This is a genomic window from Sporomusa sphaeroides DSM 2875, assembly GCF_001941975.2.
Lineage (GTDB): Bacteria > Bacillota > Negativicutes > Sporomusales > Sporomusaceae > Sporomusa > Sporomusa sphaeroides.
Map to the genome: position 1 here is coordinate 2606789 of NZ_CP146991.1, position 25650 is coordinate 2632438.

Below are 25650 nucleotides of genomic sequence, written 5' to 3' on the forward strand. Positions count from 1 at the left end.
CTCCGCCTATTTATTCTGGGAATTGATTTCCATAAAGATGTAAATTGCTCTAATTTGATCAGGCATAACACCCAGATCCTCTACTGCTGTCAGAATTCCTGTAGCAAGTACGGCTTTGCCCGGTTCCCTGTTGTCCCCGTTTATGGTTGTCAATGCCTGCTGATCAAGGGGATGCACAGTGACTATACCGTTGCCGAAAGCCACTTCAAAGGAGCCTGTTGCTTCCGTCTTATAAACCATACTAAATCCTTTGTTCACATCTGGTGCCACTTCATCCAGCCTGGGAATAGTCACACTCTGGGCTGAAGGCAGAATGGAGAGTTTATCAGGATTGTAGTTAATGGTGTAGATGCCGTCCAGTTTCTGCTCACCGCTGTTAGCGTACAGCACCGGTACAGCGCCCGATGTCCGCCGTTCACCGGCAATATCTCTTTCTTCACCGGCTGGCCTATCCAGCCTGAGAGCAAAACCGCCATTTTCGGTTGCAAAAATATGATTGCTGGACGACCCGCCGGTCTGAATGGTCACATCACCGGTAACACCCGACGGCAATCCGGGAATACTGCCGGTATTAACAGGCGGCGTCATATCCGGCCATTCCGGCAGCGCTGGGAACGGGGTGCCGCTACCGGGCAGACCGGGAGTGATCCCCGACGGATTGCCTGGCTTGGGCTGAGTGGTGGTTTGCGCTTCTCGCTGTGCTATTTCCTCCGGACTTAAGCCTGCCCGCGTAATGGTCAGCGTGCCGTCCACATACTTGAAGGTGTAGTTGTCGGCCTTAAAATCGCCGTCGATATCGATTATATAGTCGCCGACATTGATAGCACCGTCGGCAGTACCACCGTACTTCACGCTGCCTGAGGTAATGATGCCGCTGGCCGCGCCGCTTGCATCACCCTCGCCGGCGACAAAGCCGCTGTAGCGCGCCTCGTGCGTACCACTTACATAGGCACTCCCGTCATATGTCTTCTTATGGTCGTTGGCGGTGACCGTCACTTCCTTGGGGGTAATGGTCAGCATGCCGTTCTCATACGTGAAGGTATAGTTGTCAGCCTCAAAATCACCGTCAATATTCAAGGTGTAGTTGCCAACAGCCTTGTTGGCGCCGCCTGTATCCCATACGCTGCCTTTTTTAATCACACCTTTGTCCTCGCCGGCGACAAAACCGTCATAGCTCATGTCGCCTGCGCCGCCGCTATAGGTCTTACCGTCATATACCTTGGTTTGGTCACCGGCCTTGACGGTCACTTCCTTTTTGGTGATCTCCAGTATGCCGTCCACATACTTAAAGCTGTAGTTGTTGGCCGCGAGATTGCTGTTGGCCTCGTCAATGCCGATGATATACTCACCGGCATTTTTCGCGTTGTCCGCACTGCCGCCGCCGAATTTGACGGTGCCGCTGAGACCGACATTGCTTACATTCTCACCACTGATAAAGCCGCTGTAATCCCAGCCATTGCCGCCGGTAAAACCGTTGCTGCCTGTATAGTGCTGCCCATCATAAATTTTGCTGTAATCCTTGGCGGTAACAGTCACTTCCTTCGGCATGACATAGAATTCCGTTTCAACCTTATAGTTCAGCGGATTGAGACCGTTATAAACCACTTGCAGCGCCGCGTCGCCATTGCCGGTGCCATAAGCTGTACCCTTAACGCCGTCCCGGTAGTTGACACCGGGTTTTGTGCCACTGCCGACACCAGAGCCCCAGTTGTACTTGGTGGATTCCTTTTGGTCTGTGTTCCAGTCACCGAGGAAAGCATCATCCAAGGCTTTACGATCGACCCAGCCGGCGATTTCCACCTTGAACTGACCGCCGTTAAAGAACTCCGCATTGCCGCTGCCATACATCTTTTCGCCATAAATTTTGGCTACAGGCTGGTACTTGTGCGTAGTGCCGTTGCCGACATACGTGCCAGGGAGGGTAGTAACTTGATCATAATCTGTGCCATAGCGGCGGAAATCACCGGTCAGCTTGCCATAGTTATCGCCGAGGGAATCTTCGGTGGAAATAACCCAGCGGCTGCTACCAGGATCAATCATATCCTTGGAGTTTGTCCTGGTATTATTGTTGGTAAAATGACCGCCTTCAGCCGTCAGATAGACCGGCGTATCACCATAGGAAACCACCTTGCCGTTTTCACCCAGCACCAGATTACCGTCTTTTGTCCAAACTGTGATATTCTGTCCGGAAGCGCCGGTGGTATTGCCGTCTACCGTACCGCTAATTGTCAGTCCGCCGCTGTCTTTAATGTCAATGCCCTTGCCGGCAGTGATATTGCCCAGCTTGTCGATGGTGTTGCCTTTGCTGCTAAAGCTGATGGTATTGGTTGTGGAAGTGGCTGTCAGGGTCTCGACATTTGTTACTGTGCCGGGAACAGTAATCGCGCCCTCTTTGGTGGTCACAGTCAGATTATTGCCGGACAGGTCGAGGTTTTTACCTGTGGTCACAGTCACCGTGCCGCTACCGTTTTTGATAGTAAGATTATCAGTTACTTTAAAATTGTCATTTACGGTGATCGTACCGGTGCCATCGTCCCGGCCAATATTAATGTTCTTAAAACCGTCCTCAAAAACGCGGTCTTTGCCATCAAACCACCCGCTGTCCAGGTTCAAATCCGCTGTACCGCCACCGCTGCCCAAGTTGATATTCGTCTCTTCCGAATAGGTTTTAATGGTGAGATCGCCGCTGCTCTTGATCTTGCTGCCCTTGGCAATCGTCAGCTTGTCAGCCGTCAGGGACACATCACCTGTACCGGCATTGATTTTGGCATCAATGTCAACCCATTTGCTCTCAACGGTAAAGTCATTGTCGTTGGTATTAATCTTCCCCCGGACATTTACTTTGCCTGTACTGGTCGTTTCACTTGCCTGACGGATGATAACCGTATCGGTAAAACCGGTTGTGCCAATTTGATACAATGTGCCTGTGCCGTCAGGCCGGCCAATAATGATTTTTCCGTCGCCGCGATCCCTAAATACCCGCTTGGCTGTAGTGCCGTCAAAATATCCCGACTTCAGGAACAGTCCATCTCCTTCTTTTGTTTCACCAAGATACAAGTCCCGTTCCTTAGTCAGAGTCTGCAGGATCAGATCACCGGTACCGGAAATCGGAGCCTGTGCTTGATTGTCATTACCTGCCAGCTCAAGATTATCCACCGTCAGCGTCAGTGTACCGCTGCCGGTATCAATGGTACTGTTGGTTTCGGTCGTCAGCGTGACTGTCCGGAATTCCAGGTTGTTATTGCCGGCCGTAATGGAAGCGTTTTCCTTTACGGTAATGCTGCCGCCAGTTCCCGGTGAGCGGATGGTGGTCGGGTCAACAAAGGTCAGACTGCCGCCGATTTCTACCGCGCCGGTACCGTCCTCACGTCCCAGGTAAACGTGCTCAAAGCCGTCCTTGAAAATCTGGTCGTTAAACAAGCCTGCGCCTAGCTGCAGCGTGCCTGCGCCGGTGCCAATACCCAGCGTGGCGGCGGAATTATACTGCTGCACATTCAGGGTACCCTTACCTTGTACGATGCCGCCGCCCAAAGTCATCTTGTCTGCTGTCAGCGTGATATTGCCATTTGTCGCGTGCGTCGCTTTAATGTCCTTGTTTACTGTCAGCCCAGCCGCCTCAGTAGTCTCCAGCACCACCGCATCGCCGCTGCCGCTGGCAGTAATGCCGCTTACCGTACCGTTGGCGGGAGTCGCTATTTCACCAATTGTCAGCGATTCGGCTCTTACCTTGACCTGCTGCGCGTTGGCAGCCAGTGTGCCGATTTTGTTAGCAGAGGCGGTCAGGTTATAAGTTCCGCCTTGCAAGGCCAGGCTGCCGGCAGTAATGATTCCGTCTGTCTGACTGGCTGAGTTGCTGGCATTCAACGCCAGTGTTTTGCCATCCAAATTGGCATTGCCTTCAAAGATAATATTTTGGGCAATCAGGGTAGTATTTTGTCTGAAAGAACCAAGATCAAAATTATTTACATAGATACTACCTTGATTGGTATTGCCGATACGGTAATGATCGAAGGTGGTATCAAAGGTATTGGTTAATAAATTATTTGTCAGCCACAAGCTTCCTGTCCCATGCTGTACATTGCCCAGGGAAATAACCTTACCACCATTATAGGTGGCGATACCCAGTGTACCGGAGCCTTTGACGGTCTTGGAACCTGTCAGACTGCTCAGGTCATTGGTATACAGATTAATTGTACCGCTGCCGGCGTCAATGACACCTGTGCCAGAGGAATTGTTGATTTTATTAGCTTTCAGTGTGACTTTATTCGAGCCGTTTACGTTCAGACCACCACTGCCGATTTTGATCTCACCGGTAGCGCCGTTTTGAACGGTGACACTGTTATCGACGCTGACGCCGTCAATGGTAACAAGGCCAGTGCCGCTTGCATTGCCTAAAGTCAAGTCTTTAAACTCATTGCCGAATAAGCCGCCGTTAAGCTGTGCCTGAGTAATGACCAGGCCAGTGCCGCTGCCGTTATTATTCACGTCAAGAGTTACCGCCGCATCGCGCGGCCCCAGATTCAGAGTGCCCTTGCCAGTGATGTTGGCTATGCTGTCTGACGTTTCGGTCAGCTTATTTGCCGCAAGAGTAAACTTGCTTTCCACATCGCTGCCGAGATCAATTTTAGCATTTGCTCCCAGCGCCAATTCATTGCCGCTGACTGTGACGTTTGCATTGCTGCCATTGATCGCGATGCTCGCACTGTCATTCAAAGTGACTGTATTACCGGCCGTAATATTGACTATTGCGCCACTGCCGCTCACTGTCAGACTCTTGCCGCTGTTCATGGTAAAGTTGCCGCCGCTGATATCCACCTCTGTACCGTCGCCGCTAATACCTACATTGCCTTGTACCGTCACACCGTAACTGCCTGCCCCGGAAGCCACTTTTACCGATTTATTGATGCTGCCCTCGTCAAAATACACATCCTGCTTGCCGGTAACCGCAAATTCCCTGAAGCCGGTGAGCACATTATTAATTGCCGTATAGGTGATCTTATAGCCGCCGCCGGCAGTGTCATAGGTATCGCTGATATAGATGTCTTTAGTGTCAGGCACCTTGATGGTCAGATCGCCGGTACCGTTCACTTTTCCTGCCAGACCGCCCAGACCACTCTTCAGGTCAAGATGAAGGTTACGAACGTATATGTTGGAACCGTTGGGCAAGGTGGCCTGATCGGCGGTGATGGACAGGTCTTTATAGGGGGAAGCCGAGCCTATCTTAACCGTGCCGGACAGGTTGGCATTGGCCGTCGTCCTGATGTCCAGATTGGATGAGAAAGTAGTATTATGAATATTGATATTGCTGCTATGATCGACTGTATCAAGTTTTTCTGTCAGGCGTCCCAGGATGATTTTACTATAATCGCCGCCCAGTACACCGCCAGGATTGAAATAGTCCGATTGCAGGTAGAGGTCAGAGTTGTTATCCACGCCGCCCACCTGAATGGTCTTGGTGGGAGTCAGGCTGTAGAGGTGAAACTCACCGCCAGTCCGTACGTTCTTGTTCACCGTCATGCGGTCTGTTGCCAATTCTACCTTGCCGGTGGCGGTAATACCGTCAACACCGCCCACTGTGCCGATGCTCAAGTCTGTCCCATTATACAGCTTCAGGCTGCCCACCTTAGCCGCAACGGTGCCGATGGCATTGGTGGCGGAGGATAGGTTAAACGCGCCGCTGCCATTGCCATCCAGCAGCAGGTTGTCTACAGACAATGCTGATAAATCATCCTGAGTCAGCGATTTAACCTTGAAGGTCAGGGTCTTACCGGTCGTCCCGGTGATAGTGGCCCCATTATTAATGGTTGCCACGCCGCCGGGACTGCGCACCGTCAGGTTAGTGGCCGGTACCGTAAAGCTGTCAACCGATACCGCACCGGTGCCATTCTCATGGCCAATGGTGACATTGGTGAACTGGCCGGCGGCAATTTTTGTCATCCCATCATTATCTACCGACAGCTTGCCGGCATCAGCCGTACCGCCGATTTGCAGTCCCCGTCCGAGTGTTTTCGGAGCAATGAACAATTGTCCGCCGGTTACAGCGTCAAACTTGGCATTGGTCCAGTTGGTAATGGCATCCGCACTCAAAATCAGGTCGCCGCTGCCTGCTTCGACAATGGCCGTATTGGTAAAGTCAATCGTGCCGGCATCCAGCTTCAATTCCTTGTTATTTGTCCGCAAGTCAGCGCCTGTGGCAAAGGTAATCCGGCCGGTTGCACCGCCGGCTTGAACGGTCAGTTTGTCCTGTACGGCAAGCTGGCCGACATTAACTGTACCTGAGCCGTCCGTCCGGCCGATGATGATTTCACTGAAGCCGGGAGTAAACCGATTAAAACTTGCTTGTGTTATCTGTAAATCGCCGGTGCCGGTGCCCACACCAATCGTGCCGTTTGCCGTTGAGGTATCAATAATTAATTTCCCTATACCGGATACCGCACCGTTCATCGCTCCCCAAGTGTTTGACCGGAAGTGAATATCCCCGGCACCGGCCATAACCTTAGCGGTAGTATTAGCCAGTTCAAGCTTGCCGGTCTGTGCCGTCAGCGCGACCTTGCCTCCCTTACTGTCAACAATGCCGTTATCCAGGACAATATCCTTCCCGGCGTTAAAAGTTACATTCAGCTTGCCGGCGGCCGCACCGATGGTTGCACCGGAATCAACTGCGATATTGCCGCTGCCGGTGTTAGCGGCATCAACAGTCAGTGTATTCGTTCCGCTGCGGCTGGTAATATTCTTGCTGATGGTAACACCGCCGGCAGTCGATTTCAGTGTGCTGTCGCCGGCAATCGACAGACCGTTGGCGCCTCCTGCCTCACCTACGATAAAGCTACCGGCATTGGTAAAGGCTACGCTTTTCACAGTGCCTGCCAAAATACCGACCGCATTGGCGCCGCTTAAGCTAAACACAGCATTATTGCCCAGCAGGTTCAGTTCGCCTGCCGTGATGACGCCCGTGCCACCGCTGTCAGCGCCAGTTTTCAGCGTTACCGTATTGGTTCCGGCGTTGAGCACACCGGCAATGTTTATCTTGCCGTTTGTGCCAGTTGCTTGCAGTGTCACGTCATTGCCGAAGGTGGCGTTGTTGACAGTGATAGTGCCAGTACCGGAATTATGACCAATTACGGTTTTGTCATAGCTTTTAAATACTGAACTGGCATTGCCGGAGAACAGATTTCCTGTTAAATCCAGGCCACTACTGCCAGACGTACCGACAAAGATATTACGGCTAGCATCTTTGGTTTGCAGCGTCAGCGTACCGCCTGCACTGCCTGTTACCCGCGCTGCGCTGTCAAATGTCATAGCATTGCCAATCAGCGTGGCATTTGCTGCCACTATAGCAGCGCCACTCTGCAGTGCAATCGCCGTGCCGTTGCCGTTGGTTTGTGTATTTTCACCGCTAACTGTCAGCAGCCCCGCTCCGGCATCAATGGTACCGCTCAGCTTGACACCAACGCCGCCGCTCGCTACGTTGTCTTTCTTGCCGTAAATGCTGATAGCGCCGCCGCCGCTGTTTAACTCACCAGTCAGCGACACACCCACCGCATCGGTGGTATTGGAGTTAGTTAAGCCATACAGGGTAATACTGCCGCCACCAGTGGTGATGCTGCCCTGAATATCCACGCCGGGTATAGCATTATTTGTCGTGTTTTTAGCATAGCCGGTTATGCCGGTGCCGCCATGGAGCAGTACCGTGCCGCCGTTGGTCATAATCTGCTTGCCGCTGTTTAGCTTGATCGCGCCGCCGGCTGTGTTGTCGAAATCGGCATGCAGATCCAGGTTTAGCTTGCCGCTGCTAGAAGTGATGCCGGCATCAACAGTGATATTATTATGTGCTTTTAAAGTCAGCGTTGCGTCACCGCCGACAGTCTTGATAATATTACTGCTCACCGTAATATTGCCGTCTTCGGTTTCGCCGCCGGTTGTTGTGGTAGTGATTGTCACACCGGTGCCTGTATTTAACGCGCCGCTGACCGCAGCTGCGCTGACAGCCGGACCGCTCAGGCCGCTGCCGCTGTCGCTGATGATCACATTAATCGGATCAAGCAGCCATTCGCCGCCCTGGCCATTGGACGCTGAAGCGTTCACACTGGCGGTATTTCCCACCGCCAGCACATGGCCGGAGGTCTCAACCTTGCCGCCGTCGCCGCCGTTTGCACCGCCTCTGGCGCTGACCGCGCCGTTAAAGCGGGTAGTACCGTCCGACCAGACAGCTACCGTGCCGCCCTTGCCGTTATCAATGGCGTCAGCCGCAATGGCTGCTCCGTTATGTACTGTGACAGTCCGGGCATGAGGCGCGTCGCCCGTCCCCTGCCAGTCGCCGCCGACGCGGATGTAACCGCCGCCGGTACTGCCGGTGACGTCAAGCTGCGTGCCTTCAGCCAGCGTAATATCCTTGCCAAAGATATCAATATTGCCGCCCTTGCCGGTCACGGCAGAGGCGTCAATGATGCCGGAATTATGCACCGTGCCGTCAACGGCGTGTAGGGTTACGCTGCCGGCTGCACCGTCCAGGCTCCTGGCACGGATGATACCATTCTGGTTAACAACGGCGGAAGTCAGGTCCTGTCCGGCTTTGGCCGTCATCAGGACAAGGCCGCCGTCGGCTTCGATAAGTCCTTTGTTGTCAGCTACGGCCTTGAGCGCGCCTTCGCCAAGGGCAAGTTGCACCTTGCCGTCACCGTTAAAGTCGAGGGTGGCTTGATTCCCGGCGCCTAAGATGACACTGCCTTTTTTGGCCACAATGATGCCTTCATTTTTCACTTCCGGCGCCAGAAGAGCAACCAAGCCCTGATTTTCGGCAACAATCTGCCCCTGATTAATGACACTGCCTGAACTGCCTTGATTGGCGAAAGCATAACGGCCGGCCATGAAATCGGCATCGGTGATGCTAAGCGTTGTGGCCACCAGACCGCCGACGTTGACTTGCGCGCCGGGGGCGAAATAGACGCCGTTCTGGTTAACCAGAAATACTTTGCCGTTGGCCGACAGTTTGCCGAATATGGCGGATGGATTGTTGCCGATAACGCGGTTGAGGGCTATCGAATTGGCTCCCGGTTGGAAGAACCGTACGGCTTCATGGGGGGCAATGCCGAAGGACTGCCAGTTGATGGCTGCCAGGGCAGTCTGCTGTTGAATGGTCATGACCGAACCAGCCTGATTGATAATGGCCGAACCGGCTGTTACCTGACCGTCTGCCGGCATTGCTCGCACCGGCATAGGAGCCAATCCATTCCATAGGAAAACTGCCGCAGCCGCTAGTTGGGTACATTTTTTCAAAATATTTTTCAGACTGTTTTGCGCTTGCATTCGGCGCAGCCGGGCGCGGCGTTGTTTTCGTGAAATACGCATAGTTGTTGACCTCCTTTTCATAGTATCCGGCAGTTTCGATTAGAAGAATTTATATAACTGAAACCAAAAGCGCCCCGACTTATCGTCATCAGATTGCGCTTCTTCGGAACCAAGCTTCCACGAATAATGCAGGCGGGCCGCCCAATTGTTTTCCCGGCTCCAGTTAACCCCCACACCCATACCGGAAAGTGACCGGCGGTTGGATTCGGTACTGATAGCCAGAGGATATTTATTCTGCGAAACTGAACCGGCATCTACGAAAGTGATGAGCTGCCAGGTGTCTTTTGCCCCTTCTTTGGCCGGCAGGTTCCAACGCAATTCGGCCATTCCCATCCAGCCCTCATCCCCGGATGCTTCGCCAACAGGGTAAGCGCGGACTCCGTAGGGACCGCCCAGATACATTTTTTCTGACGGATCCAGGTTCTCGTCCGCCCATTGATAGCTATAGGTCAGGTAGAGAGCCAGGCGTTCGCGAATATGCTGCAAACGTGTAAGATTGAGGTTGTACTTGCCGAATGAACCGTTAGTGTGCAGGCCGGTAACCGCGTCGGCGTCAGCAAGCCGGCTGTCTGCATCGCGCAGGTCAAGATCGCCTTTGGTGTAGGTAAAGGAATAAGTATTGCTGCCGCCGCCCTGCCAGGTGTCCAACGTATCGCCGTTGATACCAATGACCCAGTTGTTGGCGTGCTTGCGGCTTTTGTAGTTAAGCAGTTCCACTTCATCTTTCAGGTCCTTGGAGTCAAAGCGAATTTGGCCATACCAGTTGGCATTGCGGGAACGTTGAAGGTTTTTCTGATACGACAGGCTGAGTGTGTCGGCTGTGCCGGTGATCCCCAAGACGGTAAAGGGCCCGCCTAAGAGATAATTTGATCTGGCATAACTGATGCCAAACCGGCTGCCCTGATCAAGCGCCGGAGTGGTATAGGAGATGCTGCCGTTTTTCTGGCCGTTGCCGGTATACAGGCCGCTGACAGTCAACAGGTCGCCTTCTTTGAAGGGATTGGCCCGGTTGACCAGCGCCGTATACTGAGTTCGACCGGTATAGCGGTAGCCGCCATTGTCCACCCCCACATAACCCCAGGTTTCCTTGCCTTCCGGCTTTACGTTGATGGTCAGGGTGGTGGTCCCCGGCTGAGACCCGGCCTGCAAGGAAGTCTTGGCTTCCGCACCTGCCAGATCACCGATCAGCCATACCGCCCGTTCAAGGCTCTTTTTTTCCACAATGGCGCCGCTGGCTACTTTGCCCAGTTCCCGCTTGATGGCATTGTCATGGATCTTTGTTGCATTATTGATAATAACCTGATCATACCGGCCAGGTTCAATCGCGATATTGATCTGGCCGTTGGCAAAATCCTGGGCCGGAATGTAGGCAAAGGCCACAAAGTAGCCCTTGGAACGCAAATAACGAGTAATGCTATCGGCTTGCTGTTCCAAATCCTTGATAGTAGCCGGTTTGCCAATGCTATCGTCCAATAAGGCTGCCAAATCACTGTCAGTTGCCAGCTCCTGCCCGCCGCTGAAGCGGTACTGGCTGACGACAACTGTCGGGCTATCTCCCCCTTGCCCGGCAGCATGACCGGCAGGCATAAATAAGCCTGTCCCCATCAGCAGGGCAACCGCAATAATCGCTATTTTTCTTGTTTTTTTCCCATATCTATGGCTTCGACTCATGATTAATCTCCATCCCTCCCTCGAAATATGACAAACTATGTCATGGTAATGATAGAATTATACAAAAATAATACTGCTTTTACATTATCTCTATGGATGGAATTTCCATCACTCAAATATCCCTCAGAGATAAGCAACGGAAATAGAAAAAGAACCTGGCTTTAAGCCAGGTCCCTTTTCCCCATGTAAATCGTAAATGAAATGGTAATATATCAATCAGTGTAGGTCTCTTCCGTCTCCGGTTTCACTTTAAACCATACCGCATACATTGTCGGCAAAACAAGCAGCGTCATAATAGTTGCGCCAAGCAAGCCACCGCTAATCGCCACTGCCATTGGTCCCCAAAAAGTACTTGGAACCAAGGGAAGCATTCCGAGTATCGCTGCCGCTGCCGTAAGCAGGATAGGACGAAATCTCACGATGGTTGAATTAATGATGGCGTCCCACGGTGTCTCGCCTGCTTTGCGGTGCTGTTCAATCTGATCGATCAAAATAACCGAGTTGCGGATGATCATCCCGCTAAGCGCTAAGATTCCAAGCTCAGCCACAAACCCCATCGGCCGCATGGTCAGCAGCATGGCCACACTGACCCCGATGATGCCGAGAGGTGCGGTAAGCAGAGTAAGCACCATCAAAGATACTTTTTGCAGTTGAAGCATAAGCAATACCATAATAACCAGGATCATTACCGGAACGGTTTTAAGCAAAAATCCGACAGAGGTTTTACTATTTTCAGACGCTCCCCCAATGTCAATGCTATATCCGGGCGGAAGGCTCTCACGTACCGGCTTTAGGCTTTCATAGATTTCTTTGGTAGCGTCATTGCCGGTTATACCGGCAACTACATCGGCTTGTACGGTAATTGTCGGCTTAAGGTCATAGCGCCAGATTAACCCGTCTTCCGCATCATAGCTGATATTGGCAATTTGCTCTAATGGTACAAATTTGCCGTTGCCAATGTGTATCGGCAAATCTTTAATACTGGCCAAAGTTTTGCGGTTCTGGGCGTCAATGCGAAATACAATGCCAACTGTTCGATCTTGCTCATAAAACTCGGCAATGGTGGCGCCAGATAATTGGGTCTGTAAATCCTGCGCCAGTCCGTGACTGTTAATTCCCAGCATTCTGGCCTTATCCTGGTCAACAGTCAAACGCATGACCTTACTTTTTTCATTCCAGTCAAAATTGATATTTTTCAGGCTGGGATCTGCCGCCATAGTATCCCTTACCTGATTGGCGAGCTCCCGCACCTCTTCATGGTCATAGCCGGTAACCCGCAGCATGACAGGATACGCCGAAGGCGGACCAGTCTGAATTAGCTTGATATTCCCCCGTACATTTTCGAATTGCTCGTCAAATAGCTGCTCCAGTTTATGATTCAAGGTTTTACGGGCTTCCACATCTTTGGCTACAATGATAAACTGGGCAAAGTTATTGGCCGGCAGCCGGGGTTCGATGGTAAGAATAAATCGCGGCGATCCCTTGCCGACATAATAGCTGTAGCTCTCGATATCAGGATCACCGGTCAGACTGTCGGCAAACTTTTGGGCCTCCTGTTCAGTTGCGGCTAAGGATGAACCTTCCGGTAATGTCATTTCCACCAGCAGTTCAGGCCGGATCGAGGGTGGAAAAAACTCCTGTCTGACAAACCCTAATAAAAAGATAGAACCGATAAAGCAGGCTGCCGTTGTGCTGAGCACTGCTTTTTTATGACTGAGGCACCATACAAGTATTTGCCGGAACATCCGGTAAAACTTGGTGTCATGGATATTGTGGCCTGGCGTTGCCGCATGTTTGGGTTTAATTAACCGATAACCCAGCAAGGGTGCAACCATAACCGATACAATCCAGGAAAGCAAAAGAGCGATGGTGATAACCGGAAAAAGACTGCTGGTAAACTCGGCTGCCATGCCTTTGGAAAAACCGATCGGGATAAAGCCTGCACAAGTAATCAGCGTGCCTGTAAGCATCGGAAAGGCAGTGGCCGTATACGCATAGCAGGCCGCCTCAAAGCGTCCCCAGCCTTCCTCCAGTTTCACCGTCATCATCTCAATGGCAATAATCGCATCATCAACCAATAATCCCAAGGCCATAATCAGCGCGCCCAGCGATACTTTGTGCAGAGCGATGCCCATACTCTCCATGAAAACAAAGATTCCGGCAATAACCAGGGGAATACACAGAGCCACTACAATGCCTGATTGAACACCAAGACTGAAGAAGCTGACTGCCAACACAATGATGATAGCTTCGCACAGGGTTTTCACAAATTCATTGATAGAGTCTTTAACCACCTGGGGCTGATTAGATACCTGGCTTAATTCCATGCCAAGAGGCAATTCTGCTCTAATCACCGCAGCAGTTTTCGTCAATTCCTCTCCCAGCTCAAGGATATTTCCCCCATCGGCCATAGAAAGCGCAATACCGATTGCCGGCTGCCCGTTAAAATACATTTTCGGTTCCATGGGGTCAGCATAGCTGCGTTCAACCCTGGCGATATCACCTAACCGGAATGTCCGTTCATTTACCCTGATCGGCATATTCCGGAGAGCTTCAATGTTCTCAAACAGCCCCGATACCCGCACATATACATTGTCTGAGGATGTTTCCAGCATGCCGGAAGCCGTCATCGCACTCTGCTCTTTTACCGCAGCAATGATAATACCGGGGTCGATCCCGAGCCCCGCAAGCTTGCTGCTTTCCATTTCAACATAAATCTTTTCTGCTTGTACGCCGACAAGTTCAACCTTCTTTACATCATTTACAGCCAGCAAAGTCCTGCGAATTTGCTCGGCTTCTTCCCGCAGTTCCTCGTAACTGTATTCAGCTCCTGTGAGAGCATAAATATTGCCAAATACATCATCAAACCGGTCATTGAATGCAGGACCGATTACGCCTTGCGGCAATGTGCCTTTGATATCATTAACCATATTGCGTACTTCAAGCCAGGTTGGCCGGATGTCTTTTGCCGGCATCGCTTCGTTTAGATTTATATAAATAACGGCTTGCCCTGGTTTTGAATAGCTTTTAATATAATCTAAACCAGGAGTATCCTGGATCTTTTTCTCGATTTTATCGGTTACCTGTTCTTCTACCTCTCTGGCACTGGCTCCCGGCCAGGCGACCGACACCACCATCTGCCGGATGACAAAATCAGGGTCTTCCATTCTGCCTAAGTTCTGATAGGAAAATATGCCTGCCACAAAAACCAGGAAAACGAAAAAATACACGAGTTGTTTATGTTTAAGCGACCACTCTGTCAGATTAAAATTGCTCATTGCCGCACCTTTTGTCCTTCCCGCAGTTTTTGGACTCCGGCAGTAACAATCACATCTCCTTGCTGCAGGCCTTCGAGAATCTGAATCCTGCCATCACCAAAAACACCGGCTTTCACCGGACGCAAACTTACGATCCCGTCGTTAATCACCCATACATTTGGTGTATCACCAGTCTGATAGATGGCCGTCAGCGGAATATACACCGCCTGCTGACCGCTGGAATCTGCCACCGCTACACTGGCAGTCATCCCTAACTGAATATCCGGCGGCGGATTGATTAAGCTGATTCTGACTTTATAGGTTCTGGCCACCTTGTCTGCCACCGGGGAAACCTCTCTGACAGTTCCCTCTACAGTAACACCCGGCAGTGCCCAAAAGCTGACCCGGACTTGCCGGGCATTACGCATTTCATCAATACGATTTTCCGGTACATGGATTTCAATTTCCCGTTCACCATCTGTCACTAGGGTAATAACCGGCTGACCGGCACTCACTACTTGCCCGGCTTCGGCATGTATGCCGGAAATGACACCGGCGCTTTCGGCCAGCAAAGTGCTGTAGCCCAGTTGATTAGCTCCCTGAGTATACTGGGCGGTTGCCTGGCGGGCATTAGCTAAGGCCACCTCATATGCATTCTGGAATTGATCCAGCTGCATATGGCTGACCGCCCCTTCTTCATATAACTTCCGATAACGCGCGAGGTTGGCCTCGGCTAAACTCAGCTGGGATTGGGCCGAAGCGACCTGGGCTGAAGTAATAGTTACCGTTTGAGTGATGTCTTTGGCGTCGATTTCCATTAGAACATCCCCTGAATTAACTACACTGCCAAGTTCTACACTGCGTTTTAAAATTTTCCCGCTGACCTGGAATGCAAGCTGTGTCTCATATCTTCCCCGCACTTCGCCGGAATAAGCGGCTTCTTGCCCGGAAGCAGCCAAGTTCACTACCTGTGAGCGAACACGCGGCATTTCTTCCTTGACAGGCTCCGTTTTAGAGCATCCCGTAAGACTGACCGATACAAGCAAAAGCAAAATCACGCCACAGTTAACCATGGACTTTTTCATGGAAAATCCTCCCCCTACCCTGGATTCACTTCTTTACAAGCCCATTGACAATAAAATCAATAAGCTCCTCAGTATACTTCTGCTCATTCTGCTCCTGGCGAAGCGGCCCTGTACGGGCATAGCTGAAAGCTTGGAATAACTTAAATCCGGCATAAGCCACAATCGTTTCATCAACATCACGAAACTTCCCCTGCTGCTTGCCTTCGCGAATAATCCGGGCAATCAGTGAAATAATCTCTTCATCAATCATTTCATGATATTTTCTGTTGACAAAAGCCCAATACAGCTCGTCATCTTTTAATATTTTGGTGATAAAGTTCTCTTGGTTAAAGTACGCTATTGACTGGCGGATTAACAGCACCAGCCGTTCAAGCGGGTCAGGCACCCCGTCTATTTGCGCAAATAGCAGCTCTATCGTTTTATGCCATTCACGTGAGAGCAAACATTGGAACATGTCCTCTTTGTCTGTAAAATGTTCATAAATTGTTTTCTTGGAAATTCGGCAGTCTTTACTGATTTCATCCATAGTCGTCTTCTTAAAACCAAAGCGTTCCATTCGTTCCCTGGCCTTATCAAGGATAAGGTTCTTTATGTCATTCACTGTATTCCTCCTCGTATATATTACTAACCGCATGTTATTATCTTTTCCACCTATAAACTATTATAGTGTTTTAGTTTCCAAAAATCAATAGCCAGTTTGGCAGCTTCGTTCAGCCGGTGGAACAAGCGTTATCCAACAGCTAAGGCAACAAGCCCGAGCAGCATAACGCCCGCCCCGGCCAATCTGATTTTGAAATCGCTTTCTGACAGAAGTTTTGCCCCAAGAATAGCGCCAATCAAGATACTGACTTCCCTGGCCGGCGCAATATAACTGACAGGACTGAATACCATGGCCGTTAACACAAGAATATAGGCCAACGGCGATAGTATAGCTACCCCGATGGCTTCTTTTTTATGCGCTGACCATTGTTCTTTAACCTTATCCCAGTTTTTCAGAGAATAGGGTGTCAGCAAAATGACCCGCCCGACATTGGTGGACCAATCCATCAGCAGCGGCGGAATCAAATAAGCACTGACGGCAACTTTGTCTACGACGGTGTAGCCGGCAATTGCGGCACCACAAAACAAGGCATAGAGAATGGATTGGCGGGCGCTTTTTTCTTTCTTGCCAAAAGGGTTGCCTGTAATAATGAGAATTCCGATGCCGATGAATACAGCGCCGGTTAAAGCTATCACCGTAGGCTGTTCCCCCAAAAGGAAGATTGCTGTTATTACCGAAAGCAATGGCCCGGTCCCTCTGGCAAGAGGATAGATAACTGAAAGATCACCAAAGCGGTAACCTTTGTCCAGTAAAATGAAATATACCGAGTGCAGCACGGCGCTGCCCAGAATCAATGCAATTTGATAGGTACCAATAAGCGGTTTTTCCACTACCATCACCCATAACGCCAACGGAAAATATAATACGGTTGACAGAGTGGCAAAAATCCAGATAAAGGCAGTACCGCCGCACGCTTTTTTGGCCAGGAGATTCCACCCCGCATGGCAAAATGCGGCTATTATAACCAAGAGCAATGCAAAACTACTCACCTTGTTCTCCCCTCCCGACCAACTTTATTCTGTACTTCGCCGTATCTGAGAATATTGCCTTCTTACCTAAATTTAGAGAAACAGAAAAAAGTCTTACATCGGCTGAGCAATCCTTTCCCTGCACAAGTTCAGAGTACGCCCATCTGTTCAGCCAAATGCTGCCATAATAGAATCTCCCTCCTTGATTGACACCACTCCGGGAACAAATTATAATAAATATAAATATTTATTATAATTTTAAATATGAATATTTATATTTAAGCGGAGGTGTCCAATTATGGTTACATTAGCAGCCGTCCAACAGGCCAAACAAAAGCTTGCACCTTATATTTTCGAAACACCGCTCATTCGCCTGGCAGAACTGGATGAACTGTTAGGCTGCCAGGTGTATGTAAAAGCGGAATGCATGCAAAAAACCAACTCCTTTAAAATTCGTGGCGCGTTAAATAAAATGCTTTCCTTACCGGCAGAACAGCTGCAAAATGGAGTTGTTGCCGCTTCTTCCGGCAATCACGGTAAAGGAGTCGCTTTTGCCGCCAAGCTGTTGGGGATTAAAGCCACCATTGTTTTGCCGGATACTGCTCCCCAAATCAAAGTTGACGGAATCCGCGCCCTGGATGCGGAAATTGTACAGTGCAAACTGGCTGAAAGGCATATCATTGCGAAAAAATTAAGCGATCAGTATGGGTATACCATCATTCACCCTTACGATGATTATGACATCATCACCGGGCAAGGCACTGCCGGACTGGAAATCATGGCACAACTGCCGGATGTGGACTGTGTTGTGGTTCCCATTGGCGGCGGCGGACTCATCGGCGGTATTGCAACTGCTGTAAAAGCCATTAATCCCCACGTGAGAGTCATTGGGGCGGAACCGGCCGTTCTCTCCCGCTATGAAAAAAGCCGCAAGGCCGGCGAAAGAGTACTGGTAGAAGAAAAAGCATCGCTGGCCGATGCGCTGCTAACCTTGCAGCCTGGCGAAAAAAACTTCCCCATTTTTCAAAAATATGTAGACGACGTTGTCGGCGTGAAGGAAGAATATCTGGCCTGTGGCGTAAAAACACTGCTCCTGGAAGGAAAAATACTGGCCGAACCTTCTTCCGCCATCGGAATTGCCGCCGCCCTGCAGGGAAGCCTCCGGATAGCCAAAGAGGATAAGGTATGCTTCCTGGTTTCCGGTGGTAATGTCAGCCTCAGTCAACTGGCTAAATTATAAATGGAGACTTGATTCAGATGAGGTTTTAACCCCATCTGAATCTTAGTCGGAATTATCCAGGGACTTAGCCGCTCTTAACTCCCGCTTGCAGAAGCAGGAGTCTTAGAGCGGGTTAGTCATCGGACAAAGGAGGATATGACTTATGAAACAGATATTTACCGATACTATACCGGCCGGGCATTATACTCCCGGTATCATTAGCAATGGCACCCTGTATGTATCAGGCCAGACTTCCGCAGACCCGGCAACAGGAAAACCAGCCGCAGGCGGCATCAGAGCCGAAACCATTATGGCGTTAAAGAAAATGGAAGCCGTATTGAAAGCTGCCGGCGTTACCAAAGAAGCTGTCGTTATGTGCCGGGTTTATATAACCGCTGCCAGCCAATGGGGTGAAGTCAATGATGCCTATAAGGAATTTTTCGGCGACCATAAGCCTGCCAGAGTTACTGTTCCCATAAAAGAACTGAACCACGGCTGTCTTATTGAAATAGAAGCCATTGCGGAAATTAATAAATAACGCCGCACAGAATAAAAGCAGGTATACAATGGTATGCCTGCTTTTTTGAAAAAGGAGCTGCTTATGACGCTTGAAGAAAGAGGCTATGCTGTCAAGCTAACCAAAAATGAGAAAATCATTTATGAATTCGTACTTCGCAACAAAGACAAAGCCTGCTTTATGACATCAACTGCCCTGGCCAGAGAGCTTGGTGTAGGCGACACTTCGGTCATCAGGCTATCCCGGACTCTGGGTTTTTCCAGTTTCACGGAATTCCGGAAAGCCATTCAGGCAGAGGCTCTGTCCAATGGAAACCTCGCCAGCCTATCGCATGTGCCTTATGAAAAAAAACAAAAAGCCGATGCTATTGCATTAACAGAGATTCCGTCACTTGTCCGTCAGAACTTTATACGAAAAGCCGAATTGGATTTTGCCAATAACACTGATGGGAAATACCAGGAAACAGCCGAAATGATTGTAAACGCAGAAAAAAAATATATTGCAGGTTTCCGGAACACAGCAGGACTGGCCGATTATTTTGCAACAATACTTTCCCATGTACTGCCCAATGTCAGGCGAGTCAATCATAAAGACGGTTTTGAAGATGAAGCCATTGATATGGGGGAAAAGGATATTTTAATTCTGTTCAGCCTGCCACGGTATTCCCAAAATGCAGCCATCGTTCTGGAAATAGCACAGGAAGCCCATTGCCATATCGTGGTATTGACTGACAAAATTACCGCCCCGATAACAGCCGGGGCGGTAAAGGTGATTGTCAATGATATTGAATCAGTAAGTTTTGCCAATTCCATTGCCGGCATGGTTCTGTCTATGGAAATACTGATCAGTCTGATCAGTAAAATCTCCGGGCAGCAAGGACGGGAACGGCTAAAAACTCTGGACAAATATATGGCCAAAACCGGCCTGTATTAGCATCTTCGCCGGGGTTAGCCTTCCAGCATCAATTTTTCCAAAACCAGGGGCTCAATATATTTGCCGTCCTTAAAGGCGCGCATATTGCCGCCCGATATCTCATCAATCAACGCAATCTGCTTATCTGCGCCGATCCGGCCAAATTCAAACTTAATATCATATAACTCGATATTCTTTTTTGCCAGTTCTTCTTTAACGATATTACCGATTTGCTGGGTTAACGCCTTGAGCACTTCGTATTCCTCCGCCGAAAGCAGGCCCAGCATCGCCAGGGCATCTTTAGTAATCGGCGGGTCTTCCCGGTCATCATCTTTTAATGTGACTTCAACAAAAGCATCCAGCGACTGACCTTCGGCGGCATACATGCCATAGCGGCGCAGAAAACTTCCCACCGCCCGATAACGGCAGATAACTTCCAGGCCTTTGCCAAAAACAGTCGCCGGCTTCACTGTCATTGTCGCCGCTTCAGGGTTGGCATCAATATAGTGTGTTGGTATTCCTTTTTGGCCTAACGCTTCAAAAAAGAACTTGGTTAGTCTAAGCCCTGCCCTGCCGGCTCCCTCCAGGGTTAAGCCCACGGTATTGGCACCAGGGTCAAATACACCGTCAGTGCCGGTGACATCATCCTTAAATTTAAGCAAATAGTTGCCATCTTCTAAGGCAAATACATCTTTTGTTTTTCCTGAATAAACAAGCTTCATCAACAACATCCTCTTCCACTTTTATATTTTTGCAATTAATCTGTTAGTTATTATAGCATATTTATGTACAAAAGTCCTTTTACTAACAATTTTTTCTACACTATCAGACAAGTGGAATCACTGAGTATGGCAGTCTTAATTTGCTGTTTTTTATCAAGGTGGTGCCCGCTGGATATATCAATGGAAGTGCTCCCGTTTGCCCGGAAATGGAAATCGACGAAAAACTTCGAACCATCGGCTTCTATTTCTACTCGATGACGGTGTCCGCCTTTATGGATCAAATCGGAAACCGTAAATTCGCGGTAAAATTCCGCACAAAATTCCTTAATCTTAGGAACAATTAACTCTCTGTTCAACATTTTTTCTCTACTCATGCAATATTGCCCCCTATTTTACCAGCCGTGAAATCGTTTTAAATACTTCATTTCCCGCTTCACGACAAAGCTCAAACAAGATTGACTCTACTGTTGTAAGAATCGCACCTTTATATTCCATCCGCCGCAAGGCAATTTCATAGTCCTGCTGTTCACGGGAACTAATTGCATCGGTTACCACTACCGGTAGATAACCTAACGCTTTTAGATCAATGACTGTCTGCAGGACACAAATATGTGCTTCAATCCCTGCTATAATAACATATTTGCAGCCGGACTCGCGCAGCCTGGCAATAAGGTTATCGTTACCGCAGCAGCTAAAAGTAACTTTATCATAGCATTCGCTGCCGTAAGGCCGAAGCTCTTCAATAATATCTCCCAAGCCCTGCGGATATTGCCTTGCTGCTGTCAGTGGTATTCCCAGGGCGGTTATTCCTTTAAGCAAAGTAATTGTTTTTTGACTTAACTTTTCTTTGTTGTTCATATGAGGATATAGCTTCTCCTGGACATCAATCAGCAGCACCAGGGAATCTTCTTTTGTAATACGCATAACCGGCTTCCTCCTGTTTCAATAAATATTTGTTTATTCCCATATACAAACACGTGCTAAACAAAATTCGCCTAAACTTTAAACAAAGTCCAGGCGAACGTAAATTAAATAGAATTCTTCTCAACCCAGTTTGCAAAAGTTTCCATAATTTTTTTCAAAAACTGGCGAGTATTCTCATTCGTAAGAGCACCGCTGTCATCAAAGAGCTCGGCTGCATTGCCAATATAAGCCTCAGGCTGCTGCATGGTCGGGACATTCAAAAAAACCAGCGACTGCCTTAGATGATGGTTTGCGCCAAAACCACTTAATGCTCCCGGTGATACGCTTATTACCGCGCCGGGTTTTCCATCCCATATGCTCTGACCATACGGGCGCGACCCGACATCCAGAGCATTCTTCAGGACTGCGGGAACTGAACGGTTGTACTCCGGCGTTACGAAAAGCACGGCATCAAAATTCTGCATGTGCTGGCGAAAAGCTGTCCAGGCAGCAGGCGGAGTTCCTTCATCATCAAAATCCTGGTTATACAGGGGAAGCTGACCTATTTCAATCTCCTCCGGCTCCCAGGCTGCAGGAGCCAGCGCCATCAACGCCCTGGCAAGCTTCCGGCTAAACGATTCTTTACGAAGACTCCCTACCAAAACTCCGATTTTTTTCTTCGACATAGTATTGGCCTCCTTTAATTATATTCGTGATATCTGGATATTTGCGAAATGTTCTTACTAGATATACATACCATATAAATACAAAAAATCCTGCTAAAGCCAATGAACAATATTATCTTTATATTTCCAGAAATGCTGACTATAATAGAGATAGTAGCTCGCGAAGGTACAAACAGTATTTCCGGGACAATCTCGCATTGTCTCTGCCCGGAGGAAAGATATGAGAAAAGAACATGTTGAATATATCAAAGATCTACCAATAAACATTGCCCTGGCTACTATTATAGAATACCCAATACACTGGAAAGATTGCATTCAAATCGTATTTGTCTTAAAAGGCACCATTGAGGTAAGCATCGACAATGAAACCTTCCCCTTAGAGGAAAAAGAACTGGAGATAATAAACGCAAATGAAGTCTACAGTATTCGCTCGCAGGACCCGGCTAATATAGTTTTGATCCTCAGTATCGATCCCGGTTTCTTCGAAAAATATTATACAGATGCCAGAGAAGTATTCTTTTATACGAATTCCGCCGCCGAAGAAAATGCTCAGGAAGAGGAAAAATACTATGAACTAAGAAAATACATTTCCATATTGTTGTATGAAGCCGTAGCTAAAATCGACGACTATGAAGATAAGATAGAAGAATATCTCCTGAAAATGATGTACCATCTGCTAAATCATTTTCATTATCTTTTCTATGAGGGAGAAGGTTTGGAAGATGATGATGAGCAGTTGGAGCGCTATCACCGGATCGTTAAATACCTGAGCAATAACTATATGAACAAAGTCAGCTTACAGGAGCTTGCACATAAAGAATATCTTAGCTCACAGTATTTATCCTATAAAATAAAAAATACATTAGGCTATGGCTTTAATGAGTACTTAAATCAAATTAGAGTAGAGGAATCGACAAAACTATTGTTGAGTACTGATAAAAATATCTCTGAAATATCCGAAGATGTAGGCTTTTCTCATGTCAGATATTATAACAAGCATTTTAAAATTCATTATAACTGCACACCTATGCAATATCGCAAAAAGTATAAGGTTAGCGACAAAGAGCTGGAAAATATGGCTCAGCTTACCTACTTTGACAGCAATGCGGCAATCCCCTATCTTACTCATTATCTGGAAGACTATGATAGATATAATTATGATAATCGGATCATTAAAATTGATATCGATCTTGACAGGGAATGCATTGATGAATATAAACAACCGGATTTAATCGACCTTGGAGACAGTTATTTGCTTTTAGAAGAAGAAAATAGACGGATTCTCGAAGAAATTCAAAGAGAAATCAAGTTTAGCCACGGTCTGGTGAATGGCCTTTTCTCTGAAGATATGGATATTTTCAGAGATACAAACCATAAATTTATCAACTGGACCCGGGTGGAAACCATCTTGGATTTCTTGAAAACATTAGACCTCATCCCGATAATCAATACAGAAGAAGTTGAACAATATATCATTGATGACTTTATCCATTATTTTTCCAACATTTACGAGGAAGATGACATTGAAGAGTGGCTGAACGCAAAGGCTGAGGATTTTAAACCATATTTCCCGCCAAACAGACTCAGTGCCATGCAGGATACTATCTTAATGGTGCCTTATATTTTATATAACTACATTCATTTAAAAAACAGAGTGGTTTTACATATGACAGATGAAATATCCAAAGATATCATTCTGTGCAATGATACCTTCTTTGGCGGCGCCGGCATATTTACCTCCAACTGTTTAAAGAAACCCTCCTACTACGCCTATATGCTGTTATCCCTGTTGGGAGACGAGGTAATTGCCAAAGGCGATGGTTATATTGTCACCAAATCCGAATATGGATACCAGATAATGCTTTTTAATCCGACAGAAATAGCTGAGGATGTACTATATGGAAACAAGCCTGCAGATAAAATGAAAGAACGAAAAGTATCATTAAATATTCTAAATATGAAACATGATTTTCAAGTGACTAAATATACCCTGGACAGGAGCTTCGGCTCAGTTTATGATAAATGGCTGGCGCTAAACAAGCCGGAAAGGCTGGATAATGACAATTGGGAGTTATTAAAGGAGTATGTACATCCTGATATATCTTTCTATTATGGAAAAAATTCTATAGTATACCATACGGTTGCCACCATCAAACCCTATGGGGCGGTACTTTTTCTCCTAAATAATGTACTGAATTGATAGTTTTTCGGATTAAATTAAGATTTCCGGAAAAAACGTTTTTGAGAAAAACCAAAAATAATCCAGAACATCAGATAAACAAGTGAATGAAGCAGAACCTCCATTTATGTTAATATATGTAAGACAAATGGAGGTTTTCTTATGAGTGAGAATAATAAATTATTCGCAGAAGAAAAAATTGGGAAATTATTACTTAGAATTTCGCTGCCGATAATCATGGCATTCTTAGTGTCCGAACTGTACAACATGGTGGATACAATATTTGTGGGAAGAAATGTCGGTGCCCAGGGGATCGGAGCACTGGTGCTGGTATTTCCGATACAAAGAATTCTACTTGCTTTAAGTGTTATGATCGCGGTGGGAACATCCACCGCATTTGCCAGAGCCAACGGCCAGAATGATGTTGAGCAATCCCGTAAAGTTGTCAATAATGGTTTCTCGTTATCCTGTCTGTTGATGATAAGCATTACGGTAATTGTATATTTCTTCTCGGAAAAAATCCTGCTGCTGCTTGGCGCAAGTCCGCAAATATTGCCTTATGCTCAGGAATATTTAAGTATAATCATATTTGGGGCTACCTTTTTAAGCCTGACCGTATTTATCTCAGATATCATGGTATCTTTCGGCAACAATAAAGTTGCTTTGATCAGCACCAGTATCGGCGCCCTAATCAACATATTTTTGGATTATATTTTTGTCGTTCACTGGGAAATGGGGATTAAGGGTGCCGCCATCGCGACAACCATTTCTCAAATCATCGGCTTCCTCTATGCCTACTACCATTATGTAAAGGTTAAGGAGGTATATAAAATACCCTCCGGTCTTACCTTCAATAAACAGGTGGTCCTGCCGATTATTTTAGTAGGCCTGTCCGCCTTTGTTATGGAATCAGACGACGGTATATTGATGGGAGTACAAAACCACCTGCTATTTGACGCCGTAGGTGATAACGGTATCATCGTACTTGGCGTTGTCTCTAAAGTTTATATGTTCCTGTTTATAACCATGTTCGGCATGGCTTCAGCCATGCAGCCCATAGCGGCCTACAATGTGGGAGCAAAAAATTATAAACGGCTGCAGTCTGTAATCAAAAAAACAAGTATGTATGCGTTTATTACCTCTGTCCTGTTGTGGATTATCGCCATGGTTTTTGCCCCTCAGCTAATGGCCATTTTTGTAGAAGATGCGGCAATAATCAGGGAATCGGTTACCGCTTTTAGAATTATGATCGCAGTATTTCCGGTGGTCAGCATTTATTATGTGGCTATATTTTATCTGCAAGCCATGGGAAAGGCCAAGGCTTCCATCTGGATGTCGGTGCTTAAACAATTAATGATCATGCTGCCACTCGCCATTATCCTGGTAAAGGTTTTCCAGTTAGGTGCTGTAGGGGTTTGGTTATCCTATCCGCTGTCAGATATAGTAGCCAGTCTGTCAGCCTATATGCTGCTTAGAGAAGAAGAACATAAATTAAACAGCAAAGTAAAGAGCCAGACAAAAAGTGCAAGAAGAAGATTGGTTGAGGTCTATCAATAAAATTCCAGCATATCCTGCCACTGTC

Annotated in this window: 15 protein-coding genes; 5 read left to right on the forward strand and 10 right to left on the reverse strand. The window is 48.0% G+C overall.

The genetic code is table 11. The features are described 5' to 3' along the window. Positions 1 to 6 precede the first annotated feature (6 nt). From SPSPH_RS12355 to SPSPH_RS12380, 6 genes are all read right to left on the reverse strand, one after another. Positions 7 to 9348 carry a filamentous hemagglutinin N-terminal domain-containing protein gene (locus SPSPH_RS12355; protein ID WP_181382924.1) on the reverse strand — a complete coding sequence of 3114 codons (9342 nt, stop codon included), beginning with the start codon at positions 9346 to 9348 and terminating at the stop codon, positions 7 to 9. 39 nt (positions 9349 to 9387) lie between these two features. Further along, positions 9388 to 11019 (reverse strand): ShlB/FhaC/HecB family hemolysin secretion/activation protein, encoded by a 1632-nt coding sequence (locus tag SPSPH_RS12360; RefSeq protein WP_075756871.1) that lies wholly within the window; start codon positions 11017 to 11019, stop codon positions 9388 to 9390. Positions 11020 to 11231: 212 nt separating this feature from the next. Then, positions 11232 to 14297, reverse strand: a complete 3066-nt coding sequence (locus tag SPSPH_RS12365; protein ID WP_075756870.1) for an efflux RND transporter permease subunit — start codon at positions 14295 to 14297, stop codon at positions 11232 to 11234. Next, on the reverse strand, positions 14294 to 15361 hold the full coding sequence (locus SPSPH_RS12370; RefSeq protein ID WP_075756869.1) for an efflux RND transporter periplasmic adaptor subunit: 1068 nt from the start codon (positions 15359 to 15361) through the stop codon (positions 14294 to 14296). The genes SPSPH_RS12365 and SPSPH_RS12370 overlap by 4 nt, the downstream gene beginning before the upstream one ends. 25 nt (positions 15362 to 15386) lie before the next feature. Continuing rightward, complete coding sequence (locus tag SPSPH_RS12375) at positions 15387 to 15962, reverse strand: TetR/AcrR family transcriptional regulator (RefSeq protein WP_075756868.1); 576 nt, start codon at positions 15960 to 15962, stop codon at positions 15387 to 15389. 128 nt (positions 15963 to 16090) lie between these two features. Next, on the reverse strand, positions 16091 to 16951 hold the full coding sequence (locus SPSPH_RS12380; protein WP_075756867.1) for an EamA family transporter: 861 nt from the start codon (positions 16949 to 16951) through the stop codon (positions 16091 to 16093). Positions 16952 to 17228: 277 nt separating this feature from the next. Here SPSPH_RS12380 and SPSPH_RS12385 point away from each other — a divergent pair, with 277 nt between their 5' ends. The 3 genes from SPSPH_RS12385 to SPSPH_RS12395 all read left to right on the forward strand — a co-directional run bounded on the left by SPSPH_RS12385 (position 17229) and on the right by SPSPH_RS12395 (position 19599). Continuing rightward, positions 17229 to 18170 carry a threonine ammonia-lyase gene (locus SPSPH_RS12385; protein WP_075756866.1) on the forward strand — a complete coding sequence of 314 codons (942 nt, stop codon included), beginning with the start codon at positions 17229 to 17231 and terminating at the stop codon, positions 18168 to 18170. A 142-nt stretch (positions 18171 to 18312) separates the two neighbouring features. Next, on the forward strand, positions 18313 to 18687 hold the full coding sequence (locus SPSPH_RS12390; RefSeq protein ID WP_075756865.1) for a RidA family protein: 375 nt from the start codon (positions 18313 to 18315) through the stop codon (positions 18685 to 18687). 63 nt (positions 18688 to 18750) lie between these two features. Then, on the forward strand, positions 18751 to 19599 hold the full coding sequence (locus tag SPSPH_RS12395) for a MurR/RpiR family transcriptional regulator (protein WP_075756931.1): 849 nt from the start codon (positions 18751 to 18753) through the stop codon (positions 19597 to 19599). Between the two features lie 14 nt (positions 19600 to 19613). Here SPSPH_RS12395 and SPSPH_RS12400 read toward each other — a convergent pair whose 3' ends face one another. The 4 genes from SPSPH_RS12400 to SPSPH_RS12415 form a co-directional block, all read right to left on the reverse strand. Further along, on the reverse strand, positions 19614 to 20300 hold the full coding sequence (locus SPSPH_RS12400) for a phosphoribosylaminoimidazolesuccinocarboxamide synthase (RefSeq protein WP_075756864.1): 687 nt from the start codon (positions 20298 to 20300) through the stop codon (positions 19614 to 19616). Between the two features lie 95 nt (positions 20301 to 20395). Beyond that, positions 20396 to 20674, reverse strand: a complete 279-nt coding sequence (locus SPSPH_RS12405) for a hypothetical protein (protein ID WP_075756863.1) — start codon at positions 20672 to 20674, stop codon at positions 20396 to 20398. Positions 20675 to 20687: 13 nt separating this feature from the next. Then, the gene (locus SPSPH_RS12410) at positions 20688 to 21224 is read right to left on the reverse strand and encodes a hydrolase (RefSeq protein ID WP_075756862.1); all 537 of its coding nucleotides are present in this window, start codon (positions 21222 to 21224) and stop codon (positions 20688 to 20690) included. Between the two features lie 104 nt (positions 21225 to 21328). Beyond that, positions 21329 to 21889, reverse strand: coding sequence for an NADPH-dependent FMN reductase (locus tag SPSPH_RS12415; protein ID WP_075756861.1), 561 nt, complete (start codon positions 21887 to 21889; stop codon positions 21329 to 21331). A gap of 220 nt (positions 21890 to 22109) precedes the next feature. On the opposite strand from SPSPH_RS12415, the gene SPSPH_RS12420 reads away from it, so the two are divergent. Next, positions 22110 to 24089 carry a helix-turn-helix domain-containing protein gene (locus SPSPH_RS12420; protein WP_075756860.1) on the forward strand — a complete coding sequence of 660 codons (1980 nt, stop codon included), beginning with the start codon at positions 22110 to 22112 and terminating at the stop codon, positions 24087 to 24089. Between the two features lie 141 nt (positions 24090 to 24230). Next, complete coding sequence (locus SPSPH_RS12425) at positions 24231 to 25625, forward strand: MATE family efflux transporter (RefSeq protein ID WP_075756859.1); 1395 nt, start codon at positions 24231 to 24233, stop codon at positions 25623 to 25625. Positions 25626 to 25650: the final 25 nt, after the last annotated feature.